Source organism: Bremerella sp. P1 (assembly GCF_028748185.1).
GTDB lineage: Bacteria > Planctomycetota > Planctomycetia > Pirellulales > Pirellulaceae > Bremerella.
This window is the reverse complement of record NZ_CP118164.1, coordinates 3,277,041-3,292,472: the sequence shown is the minus strand read 5'-3', so window position 1 is coordinate 3,292,472 and position 15,432 is coordinate 3,277,041. Positions and strand designations below refer to the sequence as shown.

Here is a 15,432-nt window from a genome sequence, read left to right as displayed (position 1 = left end):
GACGCTTAAATCGCTAGAAGATAGCAAAATTTGACCTGAATCGTTGCGTTATTGATAATCAGGCTACCTCCTTCCTCAAGACTCCTTTCTCACCGCACCTGCGCGAGACCCCAACATGCGATTGCTCGTCGGACTGCTCCTGGCTTGTCTTCTCGTTTCCCATGCCGAACATGCTTTCGGCGAAAAGGTAAAGCAGCCACCTAACGTTGTGATCATCTTCATCGACGACCTTGGTTTCGGTGATGTTGAGTTCAATGGCGCCAAAGGCCCGCGGACACCTAATCTGAATCAGATGGCCGCCGAAGGCATGAAATTTACCGACTTCTATGTCGGCTGTGCGGTCTGTTCCGGATCGCGAACGGCGCTACTGACGGGCACACACTACCAGAGGCTAAGCATGAGCCCAGTCCTCTTCCCGAACAGCAAGCAAGGGCTGCACCCTGAAGAACAAACGATCGCGGACATGCTCAAGGAAGCCGGCTACCGAACGGCCTGCGTCGGCAAGTGGCACCTGGGGCATCTTCCTCCTTGTCTTCCAACTTATCAAGGATTCGACAGTTACTACGGTATCCCCTACAGCAACGATATGTGGATCGACCCGGCCAATAAACTGGCCGATGACATCGACCTTCGCGAAGGGGTCACCCTGCAGGAAGTGCAAAACGGCGTCACCAAAAGGAATGTCGTTCCGCTCATGCGCGACGAGGAAATCATCGAGTACCCGTGTGATCAAAATACCGTCACCAAACGCTACACCGAGGAAGCGATTCGTTTCATCAAATCCGAAAGCGACAAACCTTTCTTCCTGTATCTACCTCATACGATGGTTCACCTGCCATTGCACGTGAGCAAAGATTTTCAAGGACGAACCGACAAGTTGATTTGGGATGCCATTGAGGAGGTCGACTGGTCAGTCGGCGAGATTCTTAAGACGCTTCGCGATGAACAAATCGCTGAAAACACCCTGGTCATCTTTACGAGCGACAATGGCGCTGCTGTCGGTTCGTCGCTTCCACTGCGAGCCAAGAAGGCGAGCGTCTATGACGGCGGCATCCGGGAACCCACGTTAATGTGGTGGCCAGGAACGATCCCTGCCGGAACCGCATGCGATGAGATCACCGCTTCGATCGATCTCTTGCCGACACTGGCCAAACTATGCGACGGCAAGCTTTCCGGACGCAGGATCGACGGCGTCGATATCCGCTCGGTCATGTTCACGAAAAACGCCGAGGGGCCTCGAGAATCATTTGTTCTCATGCACAACGAAGGGACCGTCCGGCACGGCAAATGGAAGTATTATCCCTGGAAGGAGAAGAAGCAGGGACGTGACGCTCCGAAAGGACGCGCTCCCTCGGATGAGCCTGTGCAGCTTTACGATATCGTCGCTGACATTGGCGAGACAACCAATCTCGCCGCTCAGCATCCGGAACTTTGTGAGCAATTGCAGAAGATGTTCGAGGACCATGTCGCTGACATCAAAGCGACGCGACGTCCCACGGCACCGCTAATTCGTCCTCAAGATGCCAGCCCACCCAATAATCCCAACCGAAAAAAGTCCAAGTAATCGTTTGCGACCAAGGTAAACCCATGAACAAGTACGTAATCCCGTCGCTGTTACTGGCGCTGGTAGTGATTCCCTGTTCCCGTGCGATGTCGAAGGATACTTCGGCACTTCCCGCCAAGCATACGACGCGAGACGTCGAAGGATGGACCGTCCGAGTCGATGACCGCCTTCTCGAAGGTGAGCACAAGGCCAAGGGAGAGCGAGCCCTGAAACTTCTCGCCGCACGCCTTGTGGCGATTGATGTCGTCATGTCCGAGGAATCTCTGGAGAAGTTGCGTAAGATCGTGATCCAACTCGATCTTGACTACGGCAAACTAAAAGCCATGCAATATCATCCAGACAAAGGCTGGCTGAAGCGAAACGGCTACGACGAGGAACTGGCCAAGTGCGTTCATATTCCCAGCGTCGATTCGTTTCTTTCACCGTCCGAAAACCACCGGATGCCGTGGGTGGTGCTGCATGAACTGGCCCATGCCTACCATGATCAGTATCTCGGCTTTGACAATGCACGCATTCAAGCGGTATGGGAAAAGTTCAAAGACAACGAGAGCTATCAGTCAGTCCTTACTAGCCCAGGCCATCTCCGCGAACATTACGCGTTGACCAATCCGAAGGAGTTCTTCGCCGAGATGACCGAATCCTATTTCGGATCGAACGACTTCTATCCGTTTGTCACCGGCGAACTCAAGAAGGATGAACCGGAAGTCTTTGCCTTGATGAAGGAGATGTGGGGAGGCTTACCGGGTCGAAAATAGCATTCGGTGGCATTTTTCGCCCAAAACGTGCGATTTCGGCGAGGTTACGATAGTCGCAGCTAGAATAATTTCACAGTAAAATAGAGTATGAGTGTACTCTACGAACGGGAAAGCCTACCTCTCCATTACTTCCGTTCATCGACCTCACATTTCCAAACATCCGCCCCTAATCACCCCAAGGAATATCAGCCATGTCTAAATTTCCGCAAAGCACTCGTCGTCAATTCCTGAAGGGAGTTGCCGCCGCAGGTGCCGCTACGGTCATCATCCCGTCGGCCAACCGTGCGTTTGGTTTTCAAAACGCCAATGATCGTCCAACATTCGCCTCGATCGGTCTTCGCAACCAAGGTTGGGGTATCACCAACAAGACAACTCCCTACGCCGACTTTGCCGCATTGGCTGATGTCGATGCCAACGTCTTGGCCGAAAATGTTTCCAAGCTGGAAAAGAAGCAAGGTAAGAAGCCTGATGCGTACGTCGACTATCGCAAGATCCTCGATCGCAATGACATCGATGCGGTGATGATCGCGACGCCAGATCACTGGCACACCAAGATCGCCGTTGAAGCAATGTACGCCGGCAAAGATGTCTACTGCGAAAAGCCACTGACGCTGACCATTGCCGAAGGTAAGCTGATCGAAAAGGTCGTCAAGGAAACTGGCCGCGTCTTCCAGGTCGGTACCATGCAGCGCAGCGAATCGGGACAGCGTTTCCTGCAAGCCGTTGCCTTGGTCAACGAAGGCCGTATTGGCAAGGTTCAAAAGGTAACCTGCGGGATCAACGGTATGACCGGGTCTCCTGAGATTCCCGTCGCCGACGTTCCTGGTGGACTCGACTGGGATATGTGGCTCGGCCCAGCAGAAAAGGTCGACTACCGTGCCCTGCCGGAAATGCGAAAAGGCTACGGCGGCGGTGTTCCGCTTTATAGCAATTGTCATTATTCGTTCCGCAACTGGCATGAATACTCCGGTGGTAAGCTGACCGACTGGGGTGCTCACCACGTCGACATTGCGTGCTGGGCCCTGGGTGCCACCGACACCGGTCCGAGCAAGGTGAAACCGCTCGAGTACGAACTGGCCTGTGAGTACAAAGATGGCAACCCGGTTGTCCACGATCGTTACAATGTCGCGACCAAGTTCAAGATTCAGGCCGACATGCCCAACGATGTCGAGATGATCATTACCAGCGAAGGTGACAACGGGATCCTCTTTGAAGGAACCGAAGGTCGCTTCTTCGTCAATCGTGGCAAGATCGTCGGCAAGCCAATCGAAGATCTCAAGGAGAAGCCACTTCCCGAGGGCTCGATTGAAAAAGTGTACGGCGGACCAGTTCCGGCCAACCACAGCGTCAACTTCATCGAGTGCATGGAGTCTCGCAAGCAGCCGATCTCCGACGTCTGGTCTCATAACCGCATGCTCGAGATCTGCCACCTCTCGAACATCGCCATGCGATTGGGTCGCGAGCTCAATTGGGATCCGGAAAAGCGAGAGGTCATCGGCGACGAACAGGCCAACACGTTCCTTTCGCGAGAAAGCCGCAAAGGTTACGAGATCCAGATGGGCTAAACGTCCTGCGGAAAAACAAGAATGAAGAAAGCCGCCGGAAGTTTCCGGCGGCTTTTTTTATGTCGCATATCGATAGCGGATGCGGCGAATCACTTCCCTTTGTCCTTCCACCACGCTTGCCACTTGGCATCGAGTTCCTGGACCTTATCGGGCTGGTCTTTGGCAAGGTCGTTGAGCTCGGTCGGGTCTTCGCTCAAATGGTAGAGTTCCCAGTCTCCCTTCCCGTACTTCACCAATTTCCATTCTTGGTCACGGATGGCCTGGGCTTTACCGAACTGCCAATAAATGGGCCACGGGCGCTCGTTGGTGGAACCACCGAGCGTTTCGACTAGTGACTGTCCTGGCAGCTCGTCAGTGATCTTCTCGCCAGCCAGTTCAAGCATGGTCGGCATGAAGTCGATCAGGTGACCCGGTTGGTCGGTGATCGTGCCAGGCTTAATCTTGGCGGGCCACCAGGCGATCATGGGCGTACGTGTGCCCCCTTCGTAGTCGGTCGTCTTGTACTTTCGATACGGCGTGTTGGATGCATTGGCCCAGTTGCGTCCCTGGGTCAGGTAGCTGGTCACTTCCCACGGCATCGATCCTTTCACGGTCGAACGATCGGCCGAGTCTTCACACGCTCCGTTATCGGAAAGAAAGAAGATCACCGTGTTGTCCACTTTTCCAATCGCTTCCAGCTTCTGCAGAATGCGGCCAATGTTGCGGTCCATGCGGTCGATCATCGCGGCATAGGTCGCCATGCGCAGATCCCACCAGTCGCGATCCTGCTCGTCAATTTCACTCCATGCTGGTAGGTCAGGATCACGCGGCGAGAGTGTCACGTTCGCCGGCAGTACTCCCAGTTTCTGCTGTTGGGCAAAACGCTGCTGCCGCAGTTTGTCCCAGCCGATCTCGCCATACTTGCCACGATACTTGGCAATGTCTTCCTCGCTGGCATGCAGCGGATAATGAGGTGCCGTGTAGGCGACGTAGAGCAAAAACGGCTGCTCTTCGTCCTTGTAGGTTTCCAGATACTCCACCGCATGATCGGTGAACGCATCGGTGGTGTAGAAGTCCTTTGAATCCGGCGTGAACGGCTTGAACTCTTCGCCATCGATCGCCCAGCGGCGAACGCGTTTCTTGGCCGGTTCAGGCTCGCCTGATCGCGCGTGGCCTGGGTTCCAGAAGTTGCAGCAACCGTCAGTCAGACCGTAGTACCGATCAAACCCTCGCTGAAAAGGTGTTTGGCCTGCGTGCCACTTGCCCACCATTAGAGTACGGTAACCAGCTTCTCGCATCCGCTCGCCAAACGTCGGAGCCTTGTAGACGACGCTTGCAGAAGCTCCCACATGATGCCACCAACGCCCAGTTAAAAGTGAGGCCCGCGTGTGTTCGCACTTCGCGTTATTGTAGAACGTACGAAACCGCATTCCACTGGTCGCCAACTTGTCCAGATTGGGAGTCTCGACTTCACCGCCGTAGCAGCCAATGTCTGAGAATCCCATGTCATCACACATGATTAAGACGATATTTGGTCGCTTTGCTTCGGCTGCTTCAGCTTCGGCAACATGAACGCAATACAAGCACGCGATCGTGCATAGAATCAGAGAAAAACGCATGGCAGGGCACCTTTACCGGCGGGAGTTTTTGGGGATGAGGAGCGAGCAAACTAGGAGCTCGTGCGATTGGGCTGGATGACTTCTTTCTCAAGATAGTCCGCTACGGCGACGACTGCCACCGGAAAGTGATTGTCACAGTAGACCTCTTTCTCGACGTTCTCCGTTACTACGGTGATGGCAATCTGCGTACCATCCGGCACGTCTCCGCGATACTCGCTGGCCAACGCCATGAATCCTGACTCATTCAGCTTGCCGCAGACCTCTTCTAACTCAGCTGGCGACAACTCGAACGTCAACTTCTTCTGGCGGGTCGACTCCGATGCTTGATCCCAGTAGTTGTACTCTCCGGTGCCATCCGCATTGATTCGAAGAATATTGAAGCCTTGCAATCCGTCACCGAACGCGTACTCAATCAAGAACTCAGGACTTGGCTGAACAACAACGTCCTGCGTATCTGCTTCTCCCCGATCGATCACCTTTGCTCGATGGGAAGTCAACGTGTGATCGCCGATACTTACTTGCTCGTCGCCATCAAAGGGTCGGAGGATGCCGTACACGAGGAGGCCGCCGAGCACCACGAACAAAATGAAAGCGGCTCGTAAAAATCGCGCGTTCATCACAGATCTGCCGAAGAGTTGAAAAGATTAGAAGATCAGATCCTCGCGACAAGATAAGCGATTGGGCTGGCAATCGCAACGATTTCGATGGCAATCTCAATGGGACCAGCAATCACTCAAAGGCAATAAAAAAAGGGAAGGTCACATGGACCTCCCCTCCCGGTTCACCGTCGAGACACTGTTGAGTGTTCGGCGGTTACTACATATCAAAAATACTCTTGGCCTCAGCTGGGTTGGCTGGGGCGTCTTTTTCTCGGGTGCGGCGGTTGCGGCGGGCATCGCGAGGATCTTCCGGAGCGGCAAAGGGCTCGGCGGCTTCTACTTCCACGTCTCCCCGCAAGACGCCAACGCCTTGGTTGTAATAGTAGACCGTTCCCTTGACCGTATCGCCTATGCGAATCAACCGTGGGTCAGGCAGCTCTACGCTGATCTTAGCGTCTTCAGCCACTTCAACAGTCACCTTGGCTTTGCCAGCAGTCACGCTCCATTTACCATCACGTGCTACACCAGACAGGCGACCAACGACCGTGTACTTGGCGACTTCTTCACCAGTGCTTTCGGTCGCCTCTTCCGAGCCGGCTGACGAAAAATCTGGCAGGGCAGCTTGCTCAGTCACACCCAGTTCTAGCTGAGGTGTGGGAGTGAAGACACTCACTTGGCTTACCGCGGATTGGCCGACGCCTTTCTTATCGAGCGTGGCCTCGAAGTGGACGAACATACCAGGGCGAACCCAACCTTTTTCCGCTTCGCCGCGCACGATGATTTCTTCAGGCTTCGAATCGACGCGAATGGTCCATTCCTGGTTCCCCTTCTCAGGCTTCAGCTTGATCAGCGGTGCCTGAGCAGCGGTGAGCGTGCCGGTCAAGTTTGTACGTTCCTGCTTCTGACCAGGCCGTCCATTGAAGTTCGGCATTCCCTGTTGAGGCTGATTGGGGTTTTGAGCATGAGCAGGAAGCGAGAGAACTAACACGGCCAGTGAAAAGGAAGCGGCCGCTAGGAAGCGAGCAATTTGGCGATGCATGGGAGTCCTGAAATTGTTGCGGTGGGAAGCGCATGGAAGGCTGCTGTGTCTCTAAGGATAACGGTTGGCCGAGGAAAATTCCAATTTTTTCCTGTAAGACCTTTCGCAAGGGTGATCGAAGTCAGCCGTCCAGTGGCAAGTGGCACTTGCAAGAAGAGTCTGGCATCAGAGGGGTCTTATCCGTCTTTGCGTTGCCCAACAGTGTTAGTCACTGGTTGCCGCTAAGGTAACTAACAGAGAAAATAAGTACTGACTGGCTCGACACTTGCACCCAGGAAAGGCTTAGGCCCATGTCCACACCCCCACGCGGCAAATCCCGATTGACCGTTCCCCAATTTGTTAGCCGCAAGGCCGAGGGCAAAAAGCTTACTGTACTAACGGCATATGACTATCCCATGGCCAGCTTGGTCGATCAGGCCGGGGTCGACGCCATCTTGGTCGGGGATACCTTGTCGATGGTGGTGCAGGGACACGACTCGACGATTCCCGTCACGCTGGACGAGATGATTTACCACGCCGAGATGGTTACCCGCGCAGTCAACAATGCACTGGTCATCGTCGATATGCCGTTTCCCTCAAACCTTTTGGGTGTCTACGAAGCCATTCGCAACGCTGGCCGTATTCTCAAAGAAACGGGTGCCCAGGCCGTCAAACTGGAAGGAGGCGCGGATCAGGCCGAGGTGATTTCGGGACTGGTCAACGCCGGTATCCCGGTTATGGCGCATATTGGCCTGCGACCGCAACTGGTACATCAAATGGGCGGCTATCGTGTGCAGCGAGATCGGGAACGATTGATCCACGATGCCAAGTCCGCTGCGGATGCCGGGGCATTCAGTATTGTGCTGGAATGCATTCCTCAAGATGACGCCGCAGAAATTTCCAAGATGTTGGACATTCCGACGATCGGCATCGGAGCCGGCAAGTCTTGCGACGGGCAAGTTCTCGTTCTTAATGACATGATCGGATTGACCGAAGGGCACGTACCGAAGTTCGTCAAACAGTACGCCAATATTCGCCAGTCCGTTACCGATGCCGTTCGCCAATTCTGCGAAGACGTCCAGTCTGGCGAATTCCCTGACCAGGCACATTCGTTTCGCTAAATCAATCGCTCCTCGCACAGTGCGGCGGTTCGTCGCGCGAAGGAACCCGGATCATGCCGAACCGTCTCGCTCACGAAACGAGTCCCTATCTCCTGCAGCACGCCAATAACCCTGTCCACTGGCATCCCTGGGGGCAGGAAGCGCTGGAGAAGTCGAAACAGGAAGAGAAACCCATTTTCCTATCGATTGGCTATTCAGCGTGTCATTGGTGCCATGTGATGGAGCACGAGAGCTTCGAGTCGCAGGAGATTGCCGACTACCTGAACGAGCACTTCGTGAGCATCAAGGTCGACCGCGAAGAACGCCCTGATCTCGACCAAATCTACATGAATGCCGTGCAACTCCTTACGGGGCACGGCGGCTGGCCAATGTCGGTTTTCCTGACGCCTGAATTGATGCCATTTTTCGGCGGGACGTATTGGCCCCCAACGGCCGGCCGGGGCATGCCTGGCTTCGATCAAGTTCTTCGCGCGGTGGTCGATGCCTGGGAGAACCGCCGGGAGGTAGCACTGCAGCAGTCACGTCTTCTCACCGAGCGTCTGCAAAGGATTGGCCTTGGTTCGGCAGAATCCACCGAGATTCCCCCAGGCCGAGTCAGCATGGCCGTTCGGCAAATGGAACAGTCGTTCGACCCCAAGCATGGTGGTTTTGGTTCGGCTCCGAAGTTCCCCCATACGATGAACATCGATCTGCTGATGCGGCATTTCGCCGAGACTAGGAACGAACAGCTGCTGCCGATGGTTACCACGACGCTCGACAAAATGGCGATGGGGGGCATCTACGATCATCTCGGTGGGGGCTTCGCTCGCTACAGCGTCGACGAGTACTGGCTCGTTCCTCACTTCGAGAAGATGCTGTATGACAACGCCCTGCTGATTGCCAACTACGTCGATGCGTATCGTCTGACGAAGAACGAAAATTATGCTCGCGTCGTGAAGGAGTCGTGCGACTACATCTTGCGGGACATGACCGACGAGCAAGGCGGCTTTCACAGCACCGAAGATGCCGACAGTGAAGGGGAGGAAGGCAAGTTCTACGTCTGGTCCCCAGAAGAAGTCGACAAGTTGCTGGGCGATCCTGTCGTGGCTCAGCGTTTTCGCCAAGTGTACGACATCACCGAGTCAGGCAACTTCGAAGGACACAGTATCCCACGGCTGAAGAAGTCGATTGCCCAGTACGCCCAAGACCTTGGCACGACCGAAGATGAGCTTCGTAACGAAATGCGGCAGGCCCGGGAAGTGCTGTTCAACGCACGCTGCAAGCGAATACGCCCCGGCAAGGATGACAAGATCCTCGCCAGCTGGAATGGCCTGATGATTGAGGCGTTTGCGAAAGCAGGGGCAACGTTCCAAAACGAAGTGTACATTGACGCCGCGAAGAAGGCCGCAACGTTTGTGCTTGAGCAGATGACTGACAAAGCCGGTCGGTTGCTGCATACCTATCGACACGGCCACGCCAAGCTGCCTGGCTATCTTGATGATTACTCGTATCTAGCCTCGGCCATGTTCGCTTTGTACGAAGCTACATTCGATACAAAATGGTTGGAGCACTCGCAGCAACTGATCGACACCGCGATCGAGCATTTCTATGACAAGGAGTCAGGTGGGTTCTTCTATACCGCCGACGACCATGAGCAGTTGATTGCCCGCAACAAGGACTTCTATGACCACAGCGTACCCAGCGGCAATGGAGTTGCGGCATTGGTCCTGGCAAAACTTGGAAAGCTGCTGAGTAATGAAAAGTACCTGCAGTTGGCAAAGGAAACGATGTCGGCGGCAGCCGATGTCTTGCAGAAGCATCCAATCGCCGCAGGCCAGCTATTGATCGCCTACGACTACCTACAGCAGCCCGGTTCGGAGGTCGTGATTGCCGCTGCGGACCGTGCCTCTTGTGACGAACTTCTCCGAGCGATTCACCATCGGTATCAGCCCAACACGCTGTTCGTGCTGGCGATTGAAGGAGAAGACCTGGGTGCCAAGTTACAGCCGATGGTATCAGGCAAATCTCCGCTGGATGGCCAGCCGACCGTCTATGTTTGCGAGAACTTCCAGTGCAACGCTCCGGTAAGTGCCTCCGAATACTTAGCAACATGAACGAAAAATGGAAACCGTCCCGGACGTATGGTTTAATGACAAGTGACAAAAGCCTGGCTTTGTCTGCACACCCTAGATGATCTCGTTCTTAGCGTCCGCCCAAGGCCCCAACACACACCCAAGACATCAAGGAGAATACGATGATGCGATTTCTAGGTTTCGTTTTGGTCGCAGCGATTGCTTGTACCGGCTGCAAGCCACCGACTGGCGGTAGTGGCACAGGCGGTACGCCCGGCACGAATGAAACGGCTGCCCCGGCTGTTACTAACGAAACAATTCCGCCACCGGTCGTGAAAGAGGAGCCCGCCGAAGAAGTTGCTCCTGCCCCAGAAGAAAAGCCGGAGATGAAAACCGAAGAGCCGGCACCTCCGATGGAAACGCCTAAGGAGGAACCAGCGCCTCCAATGGAGACGCCCAAGGAAGAGCCAGCCCCGGCGCCGGAAGCTCCTAAAGAAGAAATGAAGACGGAAGAAGTCAATCCTGAAGCCGCCGCTCAACCAACCCCAGCCGATGAAGTTGAAGGGCTGACGGACAAGCCAGCGGAAGAAGCAGCACCGAAGGAGAAGCCCGCAGAAGAGACGGCGACTGAAGAGCCCGCCGCTGAAGAAAAGCCTGCTGAGAAACCGGCTCCTGAAGAAGGTGCCGAGATGAAGAAGCCTGCCGAGGAAACCGCGACCGTCGCCGTGGAAGCAAGCGGCCCCGTAGAAGTGAAGCTGACGCCTGACAACACATTGATTCAGTTCGTGGGCACACACAAAGGTGACAAACCTGATCCACGCACCGGAAAGTTCGGTAAGTTCAACGGCGTGGCCCAGGCCGCCGATGGCAAGCTGACTGAGGTTACTGTTGTCATCGATACCGCATCGCTGGAGACGGAAATTGAGAAACTAACGAATCATCTGAAGAGCCCCGACTTCTTCGACGTTCGTGAAAGCCCGGAAGCGAAGTTCGTTTCCAAGTCGATCGAGACCGGCGAAGACGGTACCGCCAAGGTCACTGGCGACTTGACCTTGCTGGGCGAAACCAAGTCGATCAGCTTCCCTGCCAAGGTGAAGGTCGGCAAAGACATTGCTATGGACGCCGAGTTTGTCATCAACCGTGTGGACTTTGGCATGGACTACGGAACGGACAACGTTCACGAAGACGTGACCATGACCATCAAGGTTGGCAAATAAGCGAACATGCCATTCTCTTGGAATGACTTACTTTGGGGCCTCGCCGCACCGCTACTCATAGCGGCCGGGCTCCGCTTGGTGTTCTTCTGGATCTCCCGACCATTCAGCTCTGGGGACAAGAACGATGTCGACTCTCAAGAGACGACATCCGAGGCGAATCCTCGCGTCACGCCCCTTGAGACCTCGCTGCCGTTGGTGGCAGGGGCCGCAGTCGGATACTTCATGCTGAATCTGGGCCCTTGGATCCCGGATGCCCACTACGAGTGGCTGCCCATCGGAATTGCCATCGCCACGTTTGCGGCAGCCACAGTCGGCGTGTTGGGGAACTCGGCTCTGATTCGCCTTGCTGTGCTTCCCGTTATCTATGCGGCGGTTGCTGCCGGAGTTGGCTATCTACTGATGCCAACTTGGGAAGACCTTTCCCCTCCGTACGTCCCCTATCTCTTATGCTGGTGCGTCGGCGTTGCGGTCGTCTCGATCGCAACCGATCTCTCTTCTGAGAGCAGTCGCTGGCCATTCGCCGTGGTTTGGCTGGGCACCTGTCTCGCGGCCACAGCGATCGTCGCGATTTCGGAAAGCTTGAGATTCGCCCAGGTAGCCGGTCTGACTTTTGGCGCGTCATTAGGGTTAGTTGTCGTGGGACTGTTTCTTGGACGTTCCCTTCTTGGTGGTATCGGCCTGACCTTAACTACCTATCTCGCTGGCATTTTGCTGATCGCCCAGGTGAATTCATGGAGCGATGTACCGCTGGTTAGCTATTGGCTTCCTATGGCCGGACCGCTGCTGGCAGCTGTTCTTGGAGCCCTTCTCTCTGAAAGAATCCCTGCCGCAATGCGAGCGACGCTGGTCATCTTGATAGCCGCAATTCCATCCGCCGTTGCGGTCATTCTCGGGATTGTCGCAACTTTGCCAGAGTGAATGCCGACCTGCCAAGTCGGTGAAATTCACATCACTACGAGAATCTGGATCATATCGATAGATGCCCCAAAGGGTTTATTCAAAACGGGTTAGGCGAAACGATCCCGAGCCATTTCTGATTCGCTGCCAATTGACTCGCGACTGGTATAGCGATTGCGAAAAGGTAAAGCAGCACGTTTGCGTGCGGTACCTTTAACCCCGGTAACGAACCATGAATATTCGATATTTGAGTCCGAATTCGTCCCGCTTGATGCCTCGTCGACCTGGCACCCCCAGTGCCGTTCGGAAGGCGGGCAAGCATGTCCAGCACTCCATTTCGAGAGAAGATCGAGAGAAGTTGATCAAGCGACTTCAAACGATTGCGCATCTGTTTGATGATGCCGTCGCGTTGCCCGGCACCAACATTAAACTCGGTTGGGATGCAGTGCTCGGCCTAATACCGATCGTCGGTGATGCGTCGACAACGGCGGTCTCGGCTTACTTCCTTTGGGAAGCCTATCGATTAGGAGCAAGCCGCTGGACGTTAATCAAGATGGTGTGGAATGTCCTGATCGACTTTATCATCGGTTTCGTTCCGCTGGTCGGCGACCTGTTCGACGTCACGTTCCGAGCGAACCGCCGCAATATGAAGCTGCTCGAGAAAGAATTGAGCAAGCAGTCAGACCGTCGTTAATACCACCAACCGCTTCGCAACATGATCGTATCGCTCATGTTGAGTTCGACTGGATCATCCTTGTATTCGAACTTACGGCCGAATACATAACCAAGCTCTAAAAACGACTTACCGCCCCCATCCGTTTTGCGTTCCATCCCAATGATCAGGCGGTAGTCGCTTAGGGTGAGTGAGTCGTTTTCGCCGAGGGGATGTTCTACGCTCCAAGTTCCTCCGCCAAACTCGCCAGAGACATACCACCAATCCTCATAGCCGTCGCCGTACGAGAATAATTGCAAGTAGCGAGGACGTGGGAAGGTCAGTTCCAGGCGATGGTCATCGTCAGGTGTCCAAACCAAACCGACCACCGGCAAGATGGAATAGTCATCACGATTGAGATAGGCCACACCAAAGAGAAACTGAATCGATTCGGTCCATTGGTAGGACATGATCGCCATGCCGCTAACGCGAAATGCGTTGCTATCAGTTCGCTGAAAGTCGCTGTAAACGCCAGGCGTGACCGACAGTACGGTTCCCCATTTCGGCGACAACTGCGACATCCAACGCGTTGTGAGATAAGCCTGATAAAGGGTTGCCGGCGCCTCGACCGAATCGGGACCGACCAGAAAGTACATGCCGTAACCAGGCGTCAACAACAGAGGCGATTCGCGGGTTGGGGCTGGAAATCCGACGGTCGCGCTACCACTAACTTCGGTCATACCGATATTGTCACCGCTGCCAGCTATCCAGGTACTTTGAATCGTCAACGATTGCAGAAAGCCATCTTTCGCTGGACTCAATTTCGGACGCGACGAGAAGACTTCCTCTTCTGTCAGGTAGAGAGCATCTTGTTTCTCGATATCATCCGAAAGCGTACTAAGCTCTGGGGGATTCTCGGAAACGAGAGTAGCCGGCACAGGCGGATTGCCCGGCGAACCATTTTTCGGGTATTTCGGTAGTTGATATCCGCCTGGAAAGACTTCCGTTGGTGGAATGCGCTGAATCGGGTGATACGTTGATTCACGCGGTAGCGTGCTAAGATCACGCTGCGCCCAAGGCTGCATCTGCGCGTGGGCATGCCCCGTCCATTCGCTTCCGAAGAGGCATCCAAGAACGAGAAGACATGCAGCGTAAGTCGATGGGTGTTTCAATGCCTCGCCTTAGAAATTAAACCCAACACGTAACATCAAGGTGTCGTCCACTTTCAGGTTGGGAATCGTAGGAGCCCGATACAGAATGTTTCGGTCCCATACATATCCGATTTCCGCGTAGGCTCGCAGACGATTGGGGTGCGTCGCTTCCAAACCAACGAAGACGCGGTAGTCATTGATATCGATCTGGTCGCTCACTTTATCCATAGCCACAAAATCGTAGCGTTGGATGGTCCAACTGCCGTAGCCGAATTCACCACCGACGTACCACCACACCTTACGATCGCCGACAGTCGTCCAGTACTTGGAAAGCCGCGGGTAAGGGAAGGTAATATCAAAGCGAGTCAGGCTGTCAGGTTCCCATAACAGACCAACGACCGGCAACAGCTTCTTGTCCATTCGATCAATGTAAACCGCACCGGCCTTCAAGGTCATCGTGGGTGTCAAACGAATGTTGCCCACACCTAACCCCTGAAACCGCAAACTGTCGGAGTTGATTGTCTCGAAGTCAGTGTAGACGCCCACGCGAAAACCGAGTTCGGCATACAAGCGGGGCGTAAGTTCTGGATTCCAAGCCAAGTCGAGGTAAGCACTATAGGCCTTCGACGGCAGGTCCTGAACCATGGTGGACGGGCCATCCCACAGATGCAGCACGAACCCAGGAGTCACCAGCAATGGGTGATCGCTAAACAGGAAGTTCGGGAACAACGCCGTGACTGAGGTCTCGAAGTCTTGCGTCTGCAATGCGTCAGGTTCGTCGCTCAACTTGGGCAAAAACGTGTACTGAAACGCCAGGTTCTCCATGAAGCGTTCGTACGGAATCTGGTACTGCTGCTGGGGAGCAAATGGCTGAGCCGGCTGATACAAAGGCTGCGGCTGCTGTGGATAGAACGAGTTCGGACCGGTCGAAAAGTTTGCAGGCGGCGACGATGGCGCCGGCGGAAAACTGCTCGGCGGCGGGTAGCTGGAAGTCGGCGGTGCGGCATAACTTGGCGCGCTGTAGCCCGGCTGACTATACGACCCGTACTGCGGTGTCGTGGAATACGGATCCCAGCCCTGAATAGAAGCACCTGCGGATCCCGTGACGGGTGCCGGCGCAACGGTTCCCTGGGCTGCGGCCTCTTGCCCAGAAGCAAACACGCCAAGTGCTAGCAACAGGTAACCCGCAATGCTGGAAAACGGCAGATGAGAATTTTTTTTCACGATTACGCTCAAGTCCCCAG

General features: G+C 54.8%; 13 protein-coding genes. 8 read left to right on the top strand and 5 right to left on the bottom strand.

Annotated elements, in window-relative coordinates; genetic code table 11:
* Positions 1–115 precede the first annotated feature (115 nt).
* The 3 genes from PSR63_RS13785 to PSR63_RS13775 all read left to right on the top strand — a co-directional run bounded on the left by PSR63_RS13785 (position 116) and on the right by PSR63_RS13775 (position 3,884).
* Positions 116–1,564: a sulfatase family protein gene (locus tag PSR63_RS13785; protein ID WP_274334039.1), complete on the top strand. Its 1,449-nt coding sequence runs from the start codon at positions 116–118 to the stop codon at positions 1,562–1,564.
* Positions 1,565–1,587: 23 nt separating this feature from the next.
* Entirely contained in the window at positions 1,588–2,319 is a 732-nt protein-coding gene (locus PSR63_RS13780; protein ID WP_274334038.1) for a metallopeptidase, read from the top strand.
* Positions 2,320–2,510: 191 nt separating this feature from the next.
* Positions 2,511–3,884, top strand: a complete 1,374-nt coding sequence (locus PSR63_RS13775; RefSeq protein ID WP_274334037.1) for a Gfo/Idh/MocA family protein — start codon at positions 2,511–2,513, stop codon at positions 3,882–3,884.
* Positions 3,885–3,973: 89 nt separating this feature from the next.
* On the opposite strand, the gene PSR63_RS13770 is transcribed toward PSR63_RS13775, so the two are convergent.
* The 3 genes from PSR63_RS13770 to PSR63_RS13760 form a co-directional block, all read right to left on the bottom strand.
* Positions 3,974–5,482, bottom strand: a complete 1,509-nt coding sequence (locus PSR63_RS13770; protein ID WP_274334036.1) for an arylsulfatase — start codon at positions 5,480–5,482, stop codon at positions 3,974–3,976.
* 50 nt (positions 5,483–5,532) lie between these two features.
* Positions 5,533–6,099, bottom strand: coding sequence for a hypothetical protein (locus PSR63_RS13765; RefSeq protein WP_274334035.1), 567 nt, complete (start codon positions 6,097–6,099; stop codon positions 5,533–5,535).
* A gap of 199 nt (positions 6,100–6,298) precedes the next feature.
* Complete coding sequence (locus PSR63_RS13760; RefSeq protein ID WP_274334034.1) at positions 6,299–7,120, bottom strand: hypothetical protein; 822 nt, start codon at positions 7,118–7,120, stop codon at positions 6,299–6,301.
* 290 nt (positions 7,121–7,410) lie between these two features.
* Between PSR63_RS13760 and panB the strand changes: the two genes are divergently transcribed.
* From panB to PSR63_RS13735, 5 genes are all read left to right on the top strand, one after another.
* On the top strand, positions 7,411–8,220 hold the full coding sequence (gene panB, locus PSR63_RS13755) for a 3-methyl-2-oxobutanoate hydroxymethyltransferase (protein ID WP_274334033.1): 810 nt from the start codon (positions 7,411–7,413) through the stop codon (positions 8,218–8,220).
* A gap of 53 nt (positions 8,221–8,273) precedes the next feature.
* Positions 8,274–10,313, top strand: coding sequence for a thioredoxin domain-containing protein (locus tag PSR63_RS13750; protein WP_274334032.1), 2,040 nt, complete (start codon positions 8,274–8,276; stop codon positions 10,311–10,313).
* 140 nt (positions 10,314–10,453) lie between these two features.
* Positions 10,454–11,488, top strand: a complete 1,035-nt coding sequence (locus PSR63_RS13745) for a YceI family protein (protein WP_274334031.1) — start codon at positions 10,454–10,456, stop codon at positions 11,486–11,488.
* A gap of 6 nt (positions 11,489–11,494) precedes the next feature.
* Positions 11,495–12,406, top strand: a complete 912-nt coding sequence (locus PSR63_RS13740) for a hypothetical protein (RefSeq protein ID WP_274334030.1) — start codon at positions 11,495–11,497, stop codon at positions 12,404–12,406.
* A gap of 211 nt (positions 12,407–12,617) precedes the next feature.
* On the top strand, positions 12,618–13,079 hold the full coding sequence (locus PSR63_RS13735) for a DUF4112 domain-containing protein (protein ID WP_274334029.1): 462 nt from the start codon (positions 12,618–12,620) through the stop codon (positions 13,077–13,079).
* Here the strand turns inward: PSR63_RS13735 and PSR63_RS13730 are convergent.
* A complete protein-coding gene (locus PSR63_RS13730; protein ID WP_274334028.1) occupies positions 13,076–14,209 on the bottom strand; it encodes a DUF6268 family outer membrane beta-barrel protein in 1,134 nt (377 codons plus the stop codon). The two genes, PSR63_RS13735 and PSR63_RS13730, sit on opposite strands and share 4 nt — an antisense overlap.
* Positions 14,210–14,218: 9 nt before the next feature.
* On the bottom strand, positions 14,219–15,412 hold the full coding sequence (locus tag PSR63_RS13725) for a hypothetical protein (protein WP_274334027.1): 1,194 nt from the start codon (positions 15,410–15,412) through the stop codon (positions 14,219–14,221).
* Positions 15,413–15,432 lie beyond the last annotated feature (20 nt).

Excerpts from the sequence above, each read along its gene's own strand:
- PSR63_RS13785 (WP_274334039.1), top strand. The coding sequence starts at position 116 with ATGCGATTGCTCGTCGGACTGCTCCTGGCTTGTCTTCTCGTTTCCCAT.
- PSR63_RS13780 (WP_274334038.1), top strand. The coding sequence starts at position 1,588 with ATGAACAAGTACGTAATCCCGTCGCTGTTACTGGCGCTGGTAGTGATT.
- PSR63_RS13775 (WP_274334037.1), top strand. The coding sequence starts at position 2,511 with ATGTCTAAATTTCCGCAAAGCACTCGTCGTCAATTCCTGAAGGGAGTT.
- PSR63_RS13770 (WP_274334036.1), bottom strand. The coding sequence starts at position 5,482 with ATGCGTTTTTCTCTGATTCTATGCACGATCGCGTGCTTGTATTGCGTT.
- PSR63_RS13765 (WP_274334035.1), bottom strand. The coding sequence starts at position 6,099 with ATGAACGCGCGATTTTTACGAGCCGCTTTCATTTTGTTCGTGGTGCTC.
- PSR63_RS13760 (WP_274334034.1), bottom strand. The coding sequence starts at position 7,120 with ATGCATCGCCAAATTGCTCGCTTCCTAGCGGCCGCTTCCTTTTCACTG.
- panB (WP_274334033.1), top strand. The coding sequence starts at position 7,411 with ATGTCCACACCCCCACGCGGCAAATCCCGATTGACCGTTCCCCAATTT.
- PSR63_RS13750 (WP_274334032.1), top strand. The coding sequence starts at position 8,274 with ATGCCGAACCGTCTCGCTCACGAAACGAGTCCCTATCTCCTGCAGCAC.
- PSR63_RS13745 (WP_274334031.1), top strand. The coding sequence starts at position 10,454 with ATGATGCGATTTCTAGGTTTCGTTTTGGTCGCAGCGATTGCTTGTACC.
- PSR63_RS13740 (WP_274334030.1), top strand. The coding sequence starts at position 11,495 with ATGCCATTCTCTTGGAATGACTTACTTTGGGGCCTCGCCGCACCGCTA.
- PSR63_RS13735 (WP_274334029.1), top strand. The coding sequence starts at position 12,618 with ATGAATATTCGATATTTGAGTCCGAATTCGTCCCGCTTGATGCCTCGT.